A 15,403-nucleotide genomic window follows, 5' to 3' on the forward strand; every position below is an offset into this window, starting at 1 on the left:
GGCTTTGGGGCACTGCCTTTTGGCCCGATCAAGGGGCAAATCTAGGGGCCCCAAATCAAATCGGACACAGCACGCTGAGAGCCGAAGCCGCCCGGTGGCCCGGCTGGAAGCCGTAGCCGCCAACCAGCCAGGCTGGAAGCGGCGGCCGCAAGCCCAACCCCGAACCCCGGCAAACGTTCACCCCGAAGCACGGGGGCTAGCCCCATGGTCCCAGCCCCCGACCCGCGCGACCATCGACTGCGTGACCGACGACACGCCCACCATGAGGGCCGCTGACAACGACCGCGAAGCGGTTGTCGAGCACCTGGCGCGTGCGCAGGCTGAGGGGCGGTTGGATCTGGCCGAGTTCGATGAGCGGGTTCGGCTGGTCTGGGTGGCGCAAACGTATGCGGACTTGGCCGTGCTCATCGCTGACCTGCCCGATGGGCAGGTTCAGGCGTCTCCGCCGCCTCCGACCTATCAGCACCAGGTCGTCTACCAGCCTGAACCGCGTGAGGTTGCCGAGTCCGGTAAGGCCGCGCGGTTCTTCTTTCGGGCTTGGGTTGCTGCCAGCATGATCAATTTTGTGATCTGGGGGCTGGTCAGCATCACGAACCTGGAGCTGGTGTACCCGTGGTGGATCTGGGTGGCCGGGCCGTGGGGGGCGTTGATTCTTGCAGGGCGGATGACCCGATTTGGGTTGCGGGGCTGAACTGCGTACTATGGGTAGGTGGCGCACACGTAGCGCCGGTTCCGTCATGCCTGTGATGGTGGCCAGCGATGGTCGAGCTCCAGGTGTCCAGGGTTCGCAAGGGCCGGTCGGAGTCGGGGTCGCGCGTGTCCACATCCGGGAATACCACCGTCACGAAACGCGGAGGACATGGGCAAGAAGGACGGGGCCATTGAGGTCGAGGGCCGCGTAGTCGAGCCGCTCCCCAACGCGATGTTCCGAGTCGAGTTGGAGAACGGTCACAAGGTCCTGGCACACATCAGCGGCAAGATGCGTCAGCACTACATCCGCATCCTTCCTGAGGACCGGGTTGTCGTGGAGCTCTCGCCCTACGACCTGTCCCGAGGGCGCATCGTCTACCGCTACAAGTGACCTCCACGGTGCTCGGGGCAGCCGCCTCGGGCACGCGGCAAAGCAGGAGAGCTCAGGCGTGAAGGTTCAGCCGAGCGTCAAGAAGATCTGCGACAAGTGCAAGGTGATCCGCCGTCACGGGCGAGTCATGGTGATCTGCGAGAACCTGCGTCACAAGCAGCGTCAGGGCTGATCTCCCCCTTGCCACTTCGTCGCGGTCCTCAGATGGACGCGACCAAGTAGTCAAGCCTCCTCGTACCTGCCAGGCGTTCCGACGCCTGGCGCACCCCCGGACTCCAGGCCGGGGCCGGGACACCACGTGCGAAAGCACGCGGAACGGCACAGCGAGTCAGTCCCGGAACCGGACGAGGAGCAGACCTGGAGAGACACCTGTTAGGAGCAAGCGCCGTATGGCACGACTCGCTGGCGTCGACCTCCCCCGCGAAAAGCGGATGGAGATCGCGCTGACCTACATCTTCGGTATTGGTCGCACGCGCTCGAAAGAGCTGCTGACCGCTACCGGGATCAGCTTTGACCTCCGGGTCAAGGACCTGGGTGACGACGACCTCGCGAAGCTGCGCGAGTACGTCGAATCCAACTTCAAGGTTGAGGGTGACCTTCGCCGCGAGGTTCAGGCCGACATCCGCCGGAAGATGGAAATCGGCTGCTACGAGGGTTTGCGCCACCGTCGCAACCTGCCCGTCCGCGGGCAGCGCACCAAGACGAACGCGCGTACCCGCAAGGGGCCGAAGAAGACCGTCGCCGGCAAGAAGAAGGCCGGAAAGAAGTAAGACCTCGCGTCTTTAGGTAGGAGATCACCGAAGTGCCACCCAAGTCCCGCACGGGCGCCGGGGTCAAGAAAGTCCGGCGCAAGGAAAAGAAGAACATCTCGCACGGCCAGGCTCACATCAAGAGCACGTTCAACAACACGATCGTGTCGATCACCGACCCGACCGGGAACGTGATCGCCTGGGCGTCTGCCGGACACGTCGGCTTCAAGGGCTCTCGCAAGTCCACGCCGTTCGCCGCGCAGATGGCTGCTGAGAGCGCTGCCCGCAAGGCCGCCGAGCACGGCATGCGCAAGGTGGACGTCTTCGTGAAGGGTCCCGGCTCCGGCCGGGAGACCGCGATCCGTTCGCTGCAGGCCGCTGGCCTCGAGGTCGGCACCATCCAGGACGTGACCCCGCAGCCCCACAACGGCTGCCGCCCGCCCAAGCGGCGCCGGGTCTGAGGCACGGGGAGGAGTAAGAAACCATGGCTCGTTACACGGGACCAGCAACGCGCATCTCGCGCCGGCTCAAGGTCGACCTCGTCGGCGGCGACAAGGCGTTCGAGCGTCGTCCTTACCCGCCCGGCCAGCACGGCCGCGGTCGGATCAAGGAGTCCGAGTACCTGCTTCAGCTCCAGGAGAAGCAGAAGGCTCGCTACACGTACGGCGTGCTGGAGAAGCAGTTCCGCCGCTACTACGAGGAAGCGGTTCGTCGCCCGGGCAAGACCGGCGAGAACCTGCTGCAGATCCTCGAGACCCGTCTGGACAACGTGGTGTACCGGGCCGGTCTGGCCCGCACCCGTCGGATGGCCCGCCAGCTCGTCGCTCACGGTCACTTCATCGTGAACGGCCAGAAGGTCAACATCCCCAGCTTCCGGGTGTCGAAGTTCGACATCATCGACGTGAAGCCGAAGTCGCTGCCGACGCTGCCCTTCGAGGTCGCCAAGGCCACCTTCGGTGACCGTCCGATCCCCGGCTGGCTCCAGGTCGTCCCCTCGACCCTCCGCATCCTGGTCCACCAGGTTCCGGAGCGGGCGCAGATCGACACGCCGGTGACCGAACAGCTCATCGTCGAGCTCTACTCGAAGTGATCCTCTTCCGGCCGGCCACCACTCCAGGTGGCTGGCCGGAGTCGGGTCCCACGGCGGCGCGAATGGTGTGCCGCACGTGTTTGCCGGTCTCCGCGACCGGTGGCTGTCCCTCGGCGTCAAATAGCGGGCGTCGTTGAGCTGAAAGAAGAACCCAGTGCTTATTTCCCAGCGCCCCTCGCTCGGCGAGGAGTCCGTCAACGAGACCCGCTCTCGGTTCGTGATCGAGCCGCTCGAGCCGGGCTTCGGCTACACCCTCGGCAACTCCATCCGCCGCACCCTGCTCTCCTCGATCCCCGGCGCAGCCGTGACCAGCATCCGCATCGACGGCGTGCTGCACGAGTTCACCACCGTGCCCGGTGTCAAGGAGGACGTCACCGACGTGATCCTGAACCTCAAGGAGCTGGTCGTCAGCTCCGAGGAGGACGAGCCGGTGACCATGTACCTGCGCAAGCAGGGCCCTGGTGCGGTGACCGCAGGCGACATCGTGCCCCCGGCCGGTGTCACCGTGCACAACCCCGACCTGCACATCGCCACCCTGAACGGCAAGGGCAAGCTGGAGATCGAGCTCGTCGTCGAGCGCGGTCGCGGCTACGTCCCCGCCGTCCAGAACAAGCAGGCCGGCGCCGAGATCGGCCGCATCCCGGTTGACTCGATCTACTCGCCCGTCATGAAGGTGACCTACAAGGTCGAGGCCACCCGTGTCGAGCAGCGCACCGACTTCGACAAGTTGATCCTCGACGTGGAGACGAAGCCGTCCATCACGCCGAGGGACGCGGTCGCGTCCGCAGGCAAGACCCTGGTGGAGCTGTTCGGTCTCGCCCGCGAGCTGAACATCGACGCCGAGGGCATCGAGATCGGCCCCTCGCCCGCCGAGGCGGACACCATCGCGGCGTTCGCGATGCCGATCGAGGACCTCGACCTCACCGTGCGGTCGTACAACTGCCTCAAGCGCGAGGGCATCCACACGGTGGGCGAGCTCGTCTCGCGCAGCGAGGCGGACCTGCTGGACATTCGCAACTTCGGCGCGAAGTCGATCGACGAGGTCAAGATGAAGCTCGTCGGTCTCGGCCTGGCGCTGAAGGACAGCCCCCCTGGGTTCGACCCGTCCGCCGCTGCTGCCGACTACCCGGCAGAGGGCTGGGCGGACGGCGGCGTGGACACCCACGACGACGGTCAGGACTACGCGGAGACCGAGCAGCTCTGAAGGCCGTGACAACGGCTGGGCCGGAGCAGAGGATCAGAAAGTAATCCGAGGAGCAAGCGATGCCCACCCCCACTAAGGGACCCCGTCTCGGCGGGTCGCCGGCCCACGAGCGGCTCATGCTGGCCAACCTGGCCACCGCGCTGTTCACCCACGGCCGGATCACGACCACCGAGGCGAAGGCGAAGCGGCTGCGGCCGTACGCCGAGAAGCTGATCAGCAAGGCCAAGGTCGGCGACCTGCACAACCGTCGCGAGATCCTGAAGGTCATCCGCGACAAGGACGTCGTCCACAAGCTGTTCGCGGAGATCGGCCCGTTCTTCGTCGACCGCAACGGCGGCTACACCCGCATCACGAAGACGCTGGCGCGCAAGGGCGACAACGCCCCCATGGCCGTCATCGAGCTGGTGCAGCAGAAGCTGGTCTCCACCGAGGCCGAGGCGGCCCGGAAGACCAAGTTCGCCAAGGACGAGAAGGCTGCCGCTCCGGCCGCCGTCGAGTCCGACGAGGCCGAGGTCGTGGACCAGGACGCCGAGGCGCCCGAGTCCGCCACCAAGGACGCCGCGAAGGACCCCGCCGAGGGTGCTGACGAGGCCCCGAAGGCCGAGGACAAGAAGGACGAGTCCTGACGGACCCGCTCATCGCAGACGAGCCCGTTGTCCCCGCTGGGGACGACGGGCTCGTTCGCGTGCGCCTCGACCTCGCCTACGACGGCACCGACTTCTCCGGGTGGGCCCGTCAGCCGGGCCGCCGCACCGTCTGCGGTGTCCTGGAGGACACCCTGTCGATGGTGCTCCGCGAGGACGTCCGCCTCACCGTCGCGGGCCGCACCGACGCCGGGGTCCACGCCACCGGCCAGGTCGCCCACGTCGACCTGCCGTCCACAGTGGACGTTTCGGCGCTCCCCAAGCGCTTGTCCCGCGCCCTTCCGGCCGACGTCCGCGTGTTCGAGGCCCGGATCGTGCCGCCGGAGTTCGACGCCCGGTTCTCCGCGATGCGCAGGCACTACGAGTACCGCGTCACGGACGCCGTGGCGGGCGCGCACCCGTTGCGCCGCCTGGACACCCTCTCCTGGCCCCGCCCGCTGGACCTGGACGCCCTCGTCGAGGCTTCCGCGCTGCTGCTGGGCGAGCGCGACTTCTGCGCCTTCTGCCGCCGCCGCGAGGGCGCGACCACGATCCGCGAGTTGCAGCGCCTGGACTGGACGCGCGCCGAGGACGGCGTGCTGACCGCGTACGTGTCCGCGGACGCGTTCTGCCACTCCATGGTCCGCAGCCTCGTGGGGGCGCTCCTGGCCGTCGGTGAGGGCCGCAAGCCCCCGGCGTGGCCCGCGTCCCTGCTGACGTCCACCGAGCGTTCCAGCCAGGTCACCGTGGCGCCCCCGCACGGCCTCGCCCTCGTCCGCGTCGACTACCCGCCGGACAGCGAATTGGCCGCCCGCTCCGCCATTACCCGAAATGTGCGAGTGCTGGGTTAACTGTTGTTTCCAGTCGGAGAATCAATGCGCTCGGCCTTTCCGGCGGGAATCCGCCGCTAGGCGTCCAGTGATCCCAGGTAAGCCTCGACGACCTCGACGAACTCCTCGCGGCTGAGCACGGTTTCCTCGTCGGTGTACTCGTTCAGGACCAGCACGTCGTCCTGCCGCACCACGGCCGTCGTGTAGTCGCCGCCCCAGCTCTGGTCGTCGTCCGGCGCGTCGCGCGCGGCGTCGGCGGCCTCCACGAGGTACCGCCGGGGCACGTCCTTGAGGAAGTCGTGGAGGGCCGCGGCGTCGTCGTCCGGGTGGATGGCGACGGTGCCGTCGTCCCTGCGGGTGAACCGGACCTTCACGGGGCCTCCCTTGGCGCGTACACCGGCCACGCGGTGCTCACGTCGTCGAACGCGGCTGTCCGGGAATCCTGCCCCGCGGTCACGAAACCGCGGATCAGGACACCCCGGTAGCGGCCTTCCCACTGCGACAGGGTGGGCCTGCCGTCGTCGCGCACGACCGGGACGCGGTTCTGGAAGGCGCAGCGGACCGCGTGCGCCACCTCGTGCCTGGACCAGTGGTCCGGGAAGAACGAGCTGTTGACCTTCGCGGCGGTGCGGCCGTCCGGCAGCACGTGCTCCAGGCGGGCCTCGTAGACGTGGTGGAGGTCCGGCGTGGTGCGGCCCAGCAGGTCGATCCGGCCGCCGGAGTGGTGGTGGTAGCCGAGGAGCCGCAGCCTGCGGCGGTGGCCCTCGAAGATGTGCGTGTGCAGCGGGTCCGGCATCGACCAGCGCGGCAGCGTGAACGGCTCGGGAGCGGTCGGCACGGGGTACACCGGCGCGCCCGCCGCGGTGAAGCCCACGTGGTCCTGCACAGCGCCCGCGACGGTCCGCTCCAGCACGGGCGCGACGTCCGCCAGGTCGTCCAGCGCGCGCAGCCGGGCGGCGAGGTCGGCGGTCAGCCCGACGACCTCCTGGCACACCTTGGCGACCTCGTCGAACGTCGACAACCCTCGACCTCCCAGGGTGTCGAGGTTAGCGACAACGACAAGGACCCCCGTCGCGAGGAGACGGGGGTCCTTGTGGCGTGCGGGGACTAGATCGTCAGCTTCCAGCTGTCGATGTACCCGGTGTCCTGCGCGTACCAGTCCTTCGCCTGGAGCTTCCACTCGCCGTTGGCGTTGTCCGTGGACACGTCCAGGGTGTACGTCGCGTTCACGTCGTCCGCGCTGTCGCTGCCGTTCGCCACCTTCAGCGTCCGGACCGCGCCGCTCGGCGTGATGAGCGCCAGCTCCACGTCACCGCGGTAGGTGTGCTTGACGTGCACCTCGACCTTGGCGGCCTTCGCGGCCTTGCCCGCGCACCCGGAGATGGTGATCGAGCTGGTCACGCCCGCGCCGTGGTCCGGGATGGCGACGTCGGTGTCGTTGGTCTGCGCGGTGCAGCCGGTGGGCGGCGGGCCGGTGGTGCCGCCGACCAGGAACAGCAGCTTGTTCGGCGAACCCGCGCCCGCGTCCGGGATGACGTTCGGGGTGGCGCCGTCCACCAGCGCGTCGCGGACCTCCGCGGGCGTGGCGGCCGGGTGCGAGGCCAGGTAGACCGCGGCCGCGCCGACCACGTGGGGCGTGGCCATCGAGGTGCCGCTGATGGTGTTGCTGGCGTTGTCGTCGGTCAGCCAGGACGACGTGATGTCCGTGCCGGGGCCGAAGATGTCCAGGCAGGTGCCGATGTTGGAGTACACGGCCTTGACGTCGGTCCGCTCGGTCGCGCCGACCGTGATGGCGTTCGGCGTGCGGGCGGGCGAGGTGTTGCAGGCGTCCGCGCCGTAGCTGTTGCCCGCGGCGAGGCCGTAGGTCACGCCGGAGGCGATGGAGTTCGTCACGGCCAGGTCGACGGTGTCGTTCGCGCCGCCGCCGAGGCTCATGTTCGCGACCGCCGGGCCGGGGTTGGCCTGGTGGTTCGCGGTGACCCAGTCGATGCCCGCGATGACGCCCTCGTAGGTGCCGGAGCCCGCGCAGTTGAGCACGCGGACGCCGACGAGCTTCACGGCCTTCGCCACGCCGTACTTCGTGCCGCCGACGGTGCCGGAGACGTGCGTGCCGTGGCCCGCGCAGTCGGTGGCGTCGTTGTCGTTGTCGACGGTGTCGATGCCGGAGACCGCCCGGCCGCCCGCGAACTCGCTGTGGCTGAAGCGGATGCCGGTGTCGATGATGTACGCCGTCACCCCTTCGCCGCTGTTCGGGTAGGTGTAGGAGTTGTCCAGCGGAAGCGCGTGCTGGTCGATCCGGTCGATGCCCCACGACGTCGTGGGCGTCTGCGTGTCGGACACGCTGACCTCGGAGTCCTGCTCCACGTAGGCGACCGACGGGTCCGCGGCGAGCTTGCGGGCCTGCGCCTCGGTCATCGTCGCGGAGAAGCCGCGGACGGCGCTCTGGTAGGTGTGCTTGACCTTCGCGTCGTACTTGGCGCTCAGGCTCGCGGTCTTCGCGCCGACACCGCTGGAGTCGGTGTCCTTGAGGACCACGATGTAGCTGTCCTTCAGCGCTTTCGCGGCGCCGATGCCGCGGATCGCGCCCTCAGGGGCCGCGCCGGCCGTCGCGCCGGTCAACGCCGCGGTGATCGCCACCGCGGTCGTGGTGGCCAGTCCGACGACGGCCGCCCTTCTCGCCCAAGATGCCCGAACGTCTCCCATATCTGGGTTCTCCCTCGTCGCAGGGTGTACACGGAGCGTGTCGTCACCGATCCGCTCCGTGCCCTACGGCAGTTGATAGTTCTTTCGCGTCGGGCAGCGCAAGAATTTCGCGGGATAAACCGGTCCATGAAATGTCCACAGATTTACTTCGGCTGTGAATGAATTGCTTCGCGGGGCTGATCGACACGCGCAAAAAATTGTGCCCCGGTCCTGATCGGACCGGGGCACAACGGTTTCGAACAATGGGAAAGATCAGTCTCCTCGGCGCACGGCCCCGAGGATCTGCGTCTCACCCGGTGTCGTGACCAAGCGCAAGGGCCGCCACAGGTTCTGGCCGAGCGCGATCACCTGGTCGTCCTTCAACGTCGTCAGCTGGTGCGCCATCTGCGGCGGCAACCGCCAGATCTGACCCGCCAGTTGGGCCTGCCCGACCGGCAACCGCTGCACCAGCACCAGGTCCGCCGACGACGCCGTGTTCGTCGCCTGCGGGTGCAGGTAGGGGAGCACGTACATCGTCGTCTGCCACGGCGACCGCGGCGGGAACAGCTCCTGCGGCACGTGGCCGCCGTCGTGCACGACGAGCAGCGGCGCGTCCTCCGACGGGCGGGGCAGTTCGACGGGGCTGAGCCTGCGCATCTGGGCCAACGGCGACGGCCGTCCGTCCGAACCGGTGCCCGCGGCCCGCATGACCGGCTGCCACGCGGCGGGCCTGCCGGTGGCGATGGTGATCCACGCCCCGGTCGCCATCGCCCGCAGCGCGACCTGGCGGGCCAGGTAGAGGCCGCCCACGACGACCATGCGGGTCGGCGCGGACCGCAGCACGGAGATCGTCAGCGGCTCGCCGTTCAGGCCGGAGCCGAGCACCATGCCGCCGCGGTCGCCGCTGGGGCTGACCACGTCCAGCATCGCGGGCGACACCAGGAACTCGGGCGCGATGCGCTTGCCGCGCCGCGTGTCCATCAACCGGGAGGTGCTCATGCCACGCCTCCCAGCGGGAGCGTCGCGGCCAGGCCCGCGACCTGGAGGCCGCGCAGCGGGGTGAGGGTGATGTCCAGCTTGTCGCTCAACGTCCGCAGCCGGTCGTCGGCCTTGTCCAGCTCGGTCTGCGTCCGGGCGCTCACGCGCACCAGGCCGCGCAGGCCGATCTGGCCGTCCTCGCTGCTCGGCGAGATCGACATGGACAGCGTCGACGACAGCGCGCGCACGCCGGTCAGCGAGTTCAGGTTCTCCCGCATGCCCTTGGACGGCCAGCCGGTGATCGCGTAGCTGGCGTGCCCGACGCCGCCCGCGGTCACGCCGGACCACTTCTCCCGCAGCGACACGGGGTTCGTGCCCGCCGCGGCGGCCGTCAGCTCGGCGGCCGAGATGCCCGCGCGGATCAGCTCGTCCGGGTCCAGCGGGCGGATGGTCACGCCCGCCGACTCCAGGGCGTTGCGCACGCGGGACAGGGCGCCGATCAGGGCGCGGTGCGCCCCGACCACACCGCCGCCGCGTTCCCGGATCGCCGCGGCGCAGCGCTGGGGGTCGAGCCGGACCGCGATCCACGTGGTGCGCCTGGCCGCCGCGGGCAGCGGGCCGAGCACCTCCAGGTACGACGCGAGCGCCGGGGAGCCGGGCGGCAGGGCCGCGCTGCCGGGGTAGCAGTGCCAGATCACCGAGATGGCGTCCAGCACCACGCCGCGGTCCTCCAGGCACGGGGCGAGCGCGCCCAGCGGCAGGCTCGGCGCGCTGCCGACGGGGGTGATGAGGCTCGGCACGGGGTCGACCAGCAGCACGGCCGTCCACGCGCCCTGGTGCCACGCGAGGCCGAGCGGCCTGCGCTCGTGGTCCTGGCCGTGGGCGACGACGAGGTCCGGCACCGCCAGCCGCAGCAGGGCGACGCGGGGGTCCTCCGGTCCGATGACCGAGGTCTCCTCCTCCGACGGCGGCTTCATCTCCGTCGGGGCGTCGCGCTTGGCCGTGCGGGTGTGCGAGCGGAAGTTGTAGCGGAAGGTCAGGCCGATCCACTGGGTCAGCCAGCGGCCGCGCCTGCGCGCGAACGCGAGCACCAGCGCGACGAACGCGATGCCGCCCGCGACGTACTTCAGGTCGAGGGAGATGGCCAGCAGCACCAGCCCGATCGCGACCCCGACCTCCAGGACGACCAGGTTGGCGACCGGCAGCGCCCCGAGGCTCGCCCCCACCGGACGGCGGCGCGCGCGGCCCACCGGGCGTGGCGGCGTGGCGGCGGGCGGGGGACCCGATGGCGCGCCCGGTCGCGGAGGTCCGGACGGGCGTGCCGTGCCAGGGTTGGGCGGGCCCTGATGGGGAGTGGTCACGGACATCCGTTCTGGTCTCTTTCCCCTCGGTGTTCGGTGCGCCTCGACTACGAGGAAGATGTCCTGCGAAGGTGGACGGGCCGGGTCTCGTCAACCCGCCCACGGAGGTACCTCCACCGGGATATCCTGCCGAACCGTACCGCGACTGGGAGAGCAGCGAGCCGAGAATGGCATCAACACCCACCACCAAGTCACAGGTCCAGGCCTATCGCTTCGTGCTGCGCAGGATGCAGTCCGCGCTGGTCCGCAGGGACGCGGTGATGCTGCACGACCCGATGCGCAACCACTCCCGCGCGACGCTCGTGGGCGTGGTCCTCGGTGCGGTGGGGATGATCGGATTCCTGGTGTGGGGCCTGTTCTCCCCGGACCCCCAGCTCGAGGGCGAGACGCAGATCGTCATGAGCAAGGAGAGCGGCCAGATCTACGTGGTGCGCCAGTCGCCGCGCCAGCTGATCCCGGTGTTCAACCTCGCGTCCGCGCGGCTGCTCCTGCTGGGCGAGACCACCCCGGACAAGAGCAAGGCGGGCGAGGGCCAGGACTCGGCGAGCGCCCCGGCGAACATCGCGGGCGGCGAGCTGAAGATCGTCAGCGAGAAGACGCTGGCGAAGATCCCCAAGGGCCGCCTCACCGGCATCGTCGACGCGCCGGACATGATGCCCGGCAGCACGGACCAGCGGATCGGCGCGGAGTGGTCGGTGTGCGACCAGACCACCATCGACCGCACGCAGATCGACCCCGAGGCGAACACCAAGTTCAAGACCACGGTCCTCGCGGGCATCTCCGGCGGCGGCAAGCAGCTCGACGGCAACCGCGCGATGCTCGTGACGACCAACAAGGACAGCAAGAAGGCGTTCCTGGTCTACAAGCCCCCGGCGAACAGCCACTTCACGTCGACCAGCACGGTGCGGGCCGAGGTCGACCTGACGAACGAGAAGCTGGTCAACGCGCTCCGGTTGCAGGACAAGACGCCCCGGCCGATCAGCGCGGGCCTGCTGAACACGATCCCGCAGGCGAGCAACCTCAAGGCCCCCGACATCCCCGGTGTCGGCACGCTGGTGAACTACATCGGCGGCGGTGTCTCGGTCGGCGACGTCCTGCTGGCGCACCGCACCGGTGAGAAGGACGTGTACTACGTCGCACTCCAGGACGGCATGCAGGAGGTGCCGATCGCGGTCGCCGACATCATCCGGTTCACCTTCAAGGGCGGCACCACCGCGCCGAAGGAGATCACGCTGTCCGAGGTGGACAAGGTGATCTCGCCGCTCAACTTCAGCGACTTCCCGACCGAGGTCCCGAACGTCGTCGACCTCAACGAGGACAACGTCGTGATGTGCCTGGGCTGGCGCGCGGACAACGTGAACGCGGCCAACAAGTCCGAGCACACCGAGGTCACCATCGCGCCCTCGCTGCCCGGCGGCAAGGACCTCGTCCCGGTGCAGATCAACCAGGTCGGCGCCACCGGCGAGGTCGTCAGCCAGTTCATCATGGCCGAGGGCAAGGTCGGCGTGGTGCGCAGCGCGACCGGGCCGGAGAACTTCGCCAGCGGCGCGATCCAGCTGATCACCGGCCGCGGCGTGAAGTACGGCGTCCCGGACACGACGACCAGCGCCGGGCTGGGCCTCGGCAAGGACGGCTTCATGCCCGCCCCCGCGGGCATCCTGAACCTCCTGCCGGACGGTCCGCAGCTCAACCGCAACTCCGCGAGCCGCAGCTACGACTCCGTGCCCGCCCCGAGCGGCGTGCTGCCCGAGGACGCGGCCAAGGCCACGACCGCGGGCGGCTGACGGAACCGCCGGGCGCCGGGCGGCGTCCGAGGTCGTGGTGCACGCTGGGGGCCTGGGGAGGTACGCATGAGCGACGTCGCACGACGTCTGGGCGGCACGGGAGCCGCGCGGACCCCGTCCGGCGGCGTCTCCGTGGACGCCCGCTGGCTGGAGCTGTACGCGCGGCGCGTGGACGAGGCCGCCGAGGAGCTGGGCCAGGCCCGCGCCCACCTGCGCGAGGCCCCGCTGAGCCCGCGCACGTTCGGCGAGATCGGCCGGACCGTGCGCGGCGCGGAGGCGTACGGCCGGGCCGCCGCGCTGCTCCAGGAGCAGCTGGACCGCGCCTGCGAGGTGCTGACGGCGGCGGGCCAGGGCCTGCACGACGTCGCGGGCCACTACGGGGGCGTCGAGGACGAGGCCGTCCACGTGATCAAGCAGGCCGACCGCCGCTAGGGGACGAGATGCAGCGAGGCAAGGACGGCCGGGGGATCGAGTCGGACGCGAGCGCCGAACTCGACTACCTGTCCCAGATCAGCCGCCGCCTCGGCGTGGCGGACCTGGTCGAGGACTACTTCACGCCCGTCGTGGGCGACTGGAACGACCTGCACGACGAGGCCGAGCGCTGGCGCGCGGCGGGCCGGGCCGCGGAAGCGGTGACCAAGGACCTGCTGAAACCGTTGGGGCGCTTGGACTCCGCGTGGCAGGGCGCGTCGGCCGACTCCTTCGTGGACCACATGAGGACGGTCGGGCTGGCGGGCAACGACCTGACCGACACGATGAGCGCGCTGGGCGACGCGCTGGACGAGACCGCCGAAGGCCTGCGCGGCATCGTCGCGGACATGTCCGAGGTCTTCAAGGACACCGCCGACGTGGTGTCCGGCGCGGCCGGTCTGCCGCTGGACGGCGACGCGCGGATCATCGGCCACCTCGACGACCTCAAGGAGCCCGCGAAGGAGATGTACGAGTCGGTGCGGGACGTCCTGGAGGCGTTCGTCCGGCTGTGCGACGGTCTGAGCGGGGCCGACGGGACGTTCACCGGCCCGAGGATGGAGCACCGCTACCCGGAGCAGAACTGGGCGTTCAGCGAACCGGCCGGGCAGGCTGGCGGCGGGCCACAGGCGATGACCGGCGTGGCCGCGGCGCACGGTGCTCCGGCTAGCGTGGCGACGCCGAGCGTTCCGGCCGCGGCGCACGAGGCGGCCACGGCACCGGTGGGCGGCGGGGTGAGTTCGATGAGCGGCCAACTCCCGGTCGGCGGCGGTTCGGTCGGTGGCTCGGTTGGCGGCGGTTCGGTCGGTGGTGGCTCCGCGGAGAGCGGCGGGAGCGGCACGGCCTCCGGGCCGACCCAGTCCGGCGGTTTCACGGCGGTGCAGGAACCCCACCCGGTCGACTCGGGTGCGACGCGTCCGGCCGCGGCCGCGGCGGCCGCTCCGGGTGGCGTGCAGTCCGGCGGCCAGCCCGCGGGCGGCGGCATGATGGGCGGCGCCCCCATGGGTGGCGCGGGCGGCCAGCAGGGCGGCGACAAGGAGCACAAGTCCAAGGTCCGCATCGCTGGCTCCGCCGAGGAACTGCTCGGCAAGCCGAAGAAGACCGCGCCCCCCGTCCTCGGGGAGTAGGGGTCAGGCCCGGCGGGAGCGGTTGCGCGAGACCGTGTGCACCACGAACAGCGTCAGCAGCAGCAGGCCCACGCCGATCCCGGAGCCCGACAGCGCCACGACCAGGGGCGTGTTGTCCTTCGCGATCCCCGGCCCCAGGTCCGTCATCAGGGGCGCGACCTGCGGTGACAGCGCGCCCGGCTGTTCGGCGGGCAGTTCCGAGGTCAGGGCCGCGATGGGGTTGATCATGCCCGCGCCGACCTTGTGGTCGCGGCCGGACGGGTTGCCGGGGTGCTGGGCGGTGGTCGTCAGGCGGTCCATCACCTGGCGGGCGGTCAGGTCGGGGTAGCGCTCGCGGACCAGCGCGGCGACGCCCGCCACGTAGGGCGACGCGAACGACGTGCCCTGGATGGTGGTCAGCTCGCCCTTGTCGTTCGCGTTGGCGTTGGTCAGGCCGGTGCCCTTGGGGTCGATCGTGGTGATGTCCTCGCCCGGCGCGGCGATGCTCACCCACGGGCCCCACACGCTGAACCCGGACGGCTCGCCCTTGTCGTTGATCGACGCGACCGACAGCACGTCCTTGCTGTACCAGGGCGGCGACGCGACCACCTTCACGGTGTCCGGGTTCTGATTGTCGTTCTGGTCCTTGCAGCCGGTGCCGTCGGAGCCGATGTTGCCCGCGGCGGTGACGATCACGACGTTCTTCTTGTTGACGGCCCAGTCGATCGCGGCTTGCAGCTTCCGCTCGCCCGCGCTGGGCGCCTTCGGGGTGTCGCACGAGGTCAGCGAGATGTTGATGACGTTCGCCCCGCGGTCCACGGCGCGCACGATGGCCGAGGCCAGCGTCGTCACCTTGCCCGCGGACTTCCGGGCGTCCGCCCCGGTGTTGTCCTTGAACTCGTACCGGTCGCTGGTCTGCCGGATGGCCAGGACCTGCGCGTCCGGGGCTGCGCCGACGAACCCGGTCGCCGGGTCCTGGCTGGCGGCGGCGACGCCCGCGACCTCGGTGCCGTGCCCGTCGCAGTCCGTCGTGCCCTTCTCGTTGGCCACGTAGTCGCCGCCCGCCTCGACCCGGCCCTTGAGCCGCGGGTGCTCCTGCACGCCGGTGTCGATGATGGCGATCTTCACGCCCTTGCCGGTGGCGAACCGGTGCGCTTCCTCCAGCTTGAGCACCATCTGCGCGTGCGGCTTGGTCTCGACCTGCTTGCCGCCCGTGTTGGACTCGATGCAGGCCTTGTTCGTGCGGGTGTACGGCACGTCGGGCTTGGGCTCGCTCGGCGCTTCGAGCAGGCTCTGGTCGACCGGCGGCGGCACCGAGTTCGGCTGGGTCTGGGCGACGGCCGGGGCGAGCGCGAGCGGACCGGTCACGAGCAGCAGCGCGGTCGCCGCGGTGGCGGCGGCCTTCTTGACGGTGCGGGAAACACGCATGGTGGTAGGCGTCCTCGCG

18 protein-coding genes are annotated in these 15,403 nt (G+C 70.1%); 12 read left to right on the forward strand and 6 right to left on the reverse strand.

The features are described from left to right. Positions 1 to 241: 241 nt before the first annotated feature. From ACFWW9_RS05920 to truA, 9 genes are all read left to right on the forward strand, one after another. Entirely contained in the window at positions 242 to 691 is a 450-nt protein-coding gene (locus tag ACFWW9_RS05920) for a DUF1707 domain-containing protein (protein ID WP_390372029.1), read from the forward strand. Between the two features lie 168 nt (positions 692 to 859). Beyond that, positions 860 to 1,081, forward strand: coding sequence for a translation initiation factor IF-1 (gene infA, locus ACFWW9_RS05925; RefSeq protein WP_005166804.1), 222 nt, complete (start codon positions 860 to 862; stop codon positions 1,079 to 1,081). Between the two features lie 58 nt (positions 1,082 to 1,139). Then, positions 1,140 to 1,253, forward strand: coding sequence for a 50S ribosomal protein L36 (gene rpmJ, locus ACFWW9_RS05930; RefSeq protein WP_010148647.1), 114 nt, complete (start codon positions 1,140 to 1,142; stop codon positions 1,251 to 1,253). A gap of 217 nt (positions 1,254 to 1,470) precedes the next feature. Continuing rightward, positions 1,471 to 1,851 (forward strand): 30S ribosomal protein S13, encoded by a 381-nt coding sequence (gene rpsM, locus ACFWW9_RS05935; protein WP_390372033.1) that lies wholly within the window; start codon positions 1,471 to 1,473, stop codon positions 1,849 to 1,851. A gap of 32 nt (positions 1,852 to 1,883) precedes the next feature. Beyond that, positions 1,884 to 2,291, forward strand: coding sequence for a 30S ribosomal protein S11 (gene rpsK, locus ACFWW9_RS05940; RefSeq protein WP_106187134.1), 408 nt, complete (start codon positions 1,884 to 1,886; stop codon positions 2,289 to 2,291). A 23-nt stretch (positions 2,292 to 2,314) separates the two neighbouring features. Then, complete coding sequence (rpsD, locus tag ACFWW9_RS05945) at positions 2,315 to 2,920, forward strand: 30S ribosomal protein S4 (protein WP_259627806.1); 606 nt, start codon at positions 2,315 to 2,317, stop codon at positions 2,918 to 2,920. A gap of 154 nt (positions 2,921 to 3,074) precedes the next feature. Further along, entirely contained in the window at positions 3,075 to 4,124 is a 1,050-nt protein-coding gene (locus tag ACFWW9_RS05950) for a DNA-directed RNA polymerase subunit alpha (RefSeq protein ID WP_106187136.1), read from the forward strand. Between the two features lie 59 nt (positions 4,125 to 4,183). Then, positions 4,184 to 4,750 carry a 50S ribosomal protein L17 gene (gene rplQ, locus ACFWW9_RS05955; protein ID WP_390372037.1) on the forward strand — a complete coding sequence of 189 codons (567 nt, stop codon included), beginning with the start codon at positions 4,184 to 4,186 and terminating at the stop codon, positions 4,748 to 4,750. Positions 4,751 to 4,809: 59 nt separating this feature from the next. After that, positions 4,810 to 5,598, forward strand: coding sequence for a tRNA pseudouridine(38-40) synthase TruA (gene truA / locus ACFWW9_RS05960; protein WP_390372040.1), 789 nt, complete (start codon positions 4,810 to 4,812; stop codon positions 5,596 to 5,598). A gap of 56 nt (positions 5,599 to 5,654) precedes the next feature. Here the strand turns inward: truA and ACFWW9_RS05965 are convergent, their stop codons facing one another. The 5 genes from ACFWW9_RS05965 to eccE form a co-directional block, all read right to left on the reverse strand. Beyond that, positions 5,655 to 5,951 (reverse strand): hypothetical protein, encoded by a 297-nt coding sequence (locus ACFWW9_RS05965; RefSeq protein ID WP_390372042.1) that lies wholly within the window; start codon positions 5,949 to 5,951, stop codon positions 5,655 to 5,657. Continuing rightward, positions 5,948 to 6,598: an EndoU domain-containing protein gene (locus ACFWW9_RS05970; protein WP_390372044.1), complete on the reverse strand. Its 651-nt coding sequence runs from the start codon at positions 6,596 to 6,598 to the stop codon at positions 5,948 to 5,950. The genes ACFWW9_RS05965 and ACFWW9_RS05970 overlap by 4 nt, the downstream gene beginning before the upstream one ends. A gap of 86 nt (positions 6,599 to 6,684) precedes the next feature. Then, a complete protein-coding gene (locus ACFWW9_RS05975) occupies positions 6,685 to 8,280 on the reverse strand; it encodes a S8 family serine peptidase (RefSeq protein WP_390372048.1) in 1,596 nt (531 codons plus the stop codon). Positions 8,281 to 8,532: 252 nt separating this feature from the next. Further along, a complete protein-coding gene (locus tag ACFWW9_RS05980; protein WP_390372051.1) occupies positions 8,533 to 9,258 on the reverse strand; it encodes a hypothetical protein in 726 nt (241 codons plus the stop codon). After that, positions 9,255 to 10,604, reverse strand: coding sequence for a type VII secretion protein EccE (eccE, locus tag ACFWW9_RS05985; RefSeq protein ID WP_390372055.1), 1,350 nt, complete (start codon positions 10,602 to 10,604; stop codon positions 9,255 to 9,257). Before eccE ends, ACFWW9_RS05980 begins: the two co-directional genes overlap by 4 nt. Positions 10,605 to 10,765: 161 nt before the next feature. Here eccE and eccB point away from each other — a divergent pair, with 161 nt between their 5' ends. The 3 genes from eccB (at position 10,766) to ACFWW9_RS06000 (ending at position 13,977) form a co-directional block, all read left to right on the forward strand. After that, positions 10,766 to 12,382: a type VII secretion protein EccB gene (gene eccB / locus ACFWW9_RS05990; protein ID WP_390372058.1), complete on the forward strand. Its 1,617-nt coding sequence runs from the start codon at positions 10,766 to 10,768 to the stop codon at positions 12,380 to 12,382. 66 nt (positions 12,383 to 12,448) lie between these two features. Beyond that, positions 12,449 to 12,814, forward strand: a complete 366-nt coding sequence (locus tag ACFWW9_RS05995) for a hypothetical protein (protein ID WP_390372060.1) — start codon at positions 12,449 to 12,451, stop codon at positions 12,812 to 12,814. A gap of 8 nt (positions 12,815 to 12,822) precedes the next feature. Next, entirely contained in the window at positions 12,823 to 13,977 is a 1,155-nt protein-coding gene (locus tag ACFWW9_RS06000; RefSeq protein WP_390372062.1) for a WXG100 family type VII secretion target, read from the forward strand. A 3-nt stretch (positions 13,978 to 13,980) separates the two neighbouring features. On the opposite strand, the gene mycP is transcribed toward ACFWW9_RS06000, so the two are convergent. Then, positions 13,981 to 15,384, reverse strand: coding sequence for a type VII secretion-associated serine protease mycosin (gene mycP, locus ACFWW9_RS06005; RefSeq protein WP_390372065.1), 1,404 nt, complete (start codon positions 15,382 to 15,384; stop codon positions 13,981 to 13,983). Between the last annotated feature and the right edge of the window lie 19 nt (positions 15,385 to 15,403).

The sequence above is a fragment of the Umezawaea sp. NPDC059074 genome (assembly GCF_042738955.1).
GTDB lineage: Bacteria > Actinomycetota > Actinomycetes > Mycobacteriales > Pseudonocardiaceae > Umezawaea.

Excerpts from the sequence above, each read along its gene's own strand:
- infA (WP_005166804.1), top strand. The coding sequence starts at position 860 with ATGGGCAAGAAGGACGGGGCCATTGAGGTCGAGGGCCGCGTAGTCGAG.
- rpsM (WP_390372033.1), top strand. The coding sequence starts at position 1,471 with ATGGCACGACTCGCTGGCGTCGACCTCCCCCGCGAAAAGCGGATGGAG.
- rpsD (WP_259627806.1), top strand. The coding sequence starts at position 2,315 with ATGGCTCGTTACACGGGACCAGCAACGCGCATCTCGCGCCGGCTCAAG.
- rplQ (WP_390372037.1), top strand. The coding sequence starts at position 4,184 with ATGCCCACCCCCACTAAGGGACCCCGTCTCGGCGGGTCGCCGGCCCAC.
- ACFWW9_RS05975 (WP_390372048.1), bottom strand. The coding sequence starts at position 8,280 with ATGGGAGACGTTCGGGCATCTTGGGCGAGAAGGGCGGCCGTCGTCGGA.
- ACFWW9_RS05980 (WP_390372051.1), bottom strand. The coding sequence starts at position 9,258 with ATGAGCACCTCCCGGTTGATGGACACGCGGCGCGGCAAGCGCATCGCG.
- eccE (WP_390372055.1), bottom strand. The coding sequence starts at position 10,604 with ATGTCCGTGACCACTCCCCATCAGGGCCCGCCCAACCCTGGCACGGCA.
- eccB (WP_390372058.1), top strand. The coding sequence starts at position 10,766 with ATGGCATCAACACCCACCACCAAGTCACAGGTCCAGGCCTATCGCTTC.
- ACFWW9_RS05995 (WP_390372060.1), top strand. The coding sequence starts at position 12,449 with ATGAGCGACGTCGCACGACGTCTGGGCGGCACGGGAGCCGCGCGGACC.
- ACFWW9_RS06000 (WP_390372062.1), top strand. The coding sequence starts at position 12,823 with ATGCAGCGAGGCAAGGACGGCCGGGGGATCGAGTCGGACGCGAGCGCC.
- mycP (WP_390372065.1), bottom strand. The coding sequence starts at position 15,384 with ATGCGTGTTTCCCGCACCGTCAAGAAGGCCGCCGCCACCGCGGCGACC.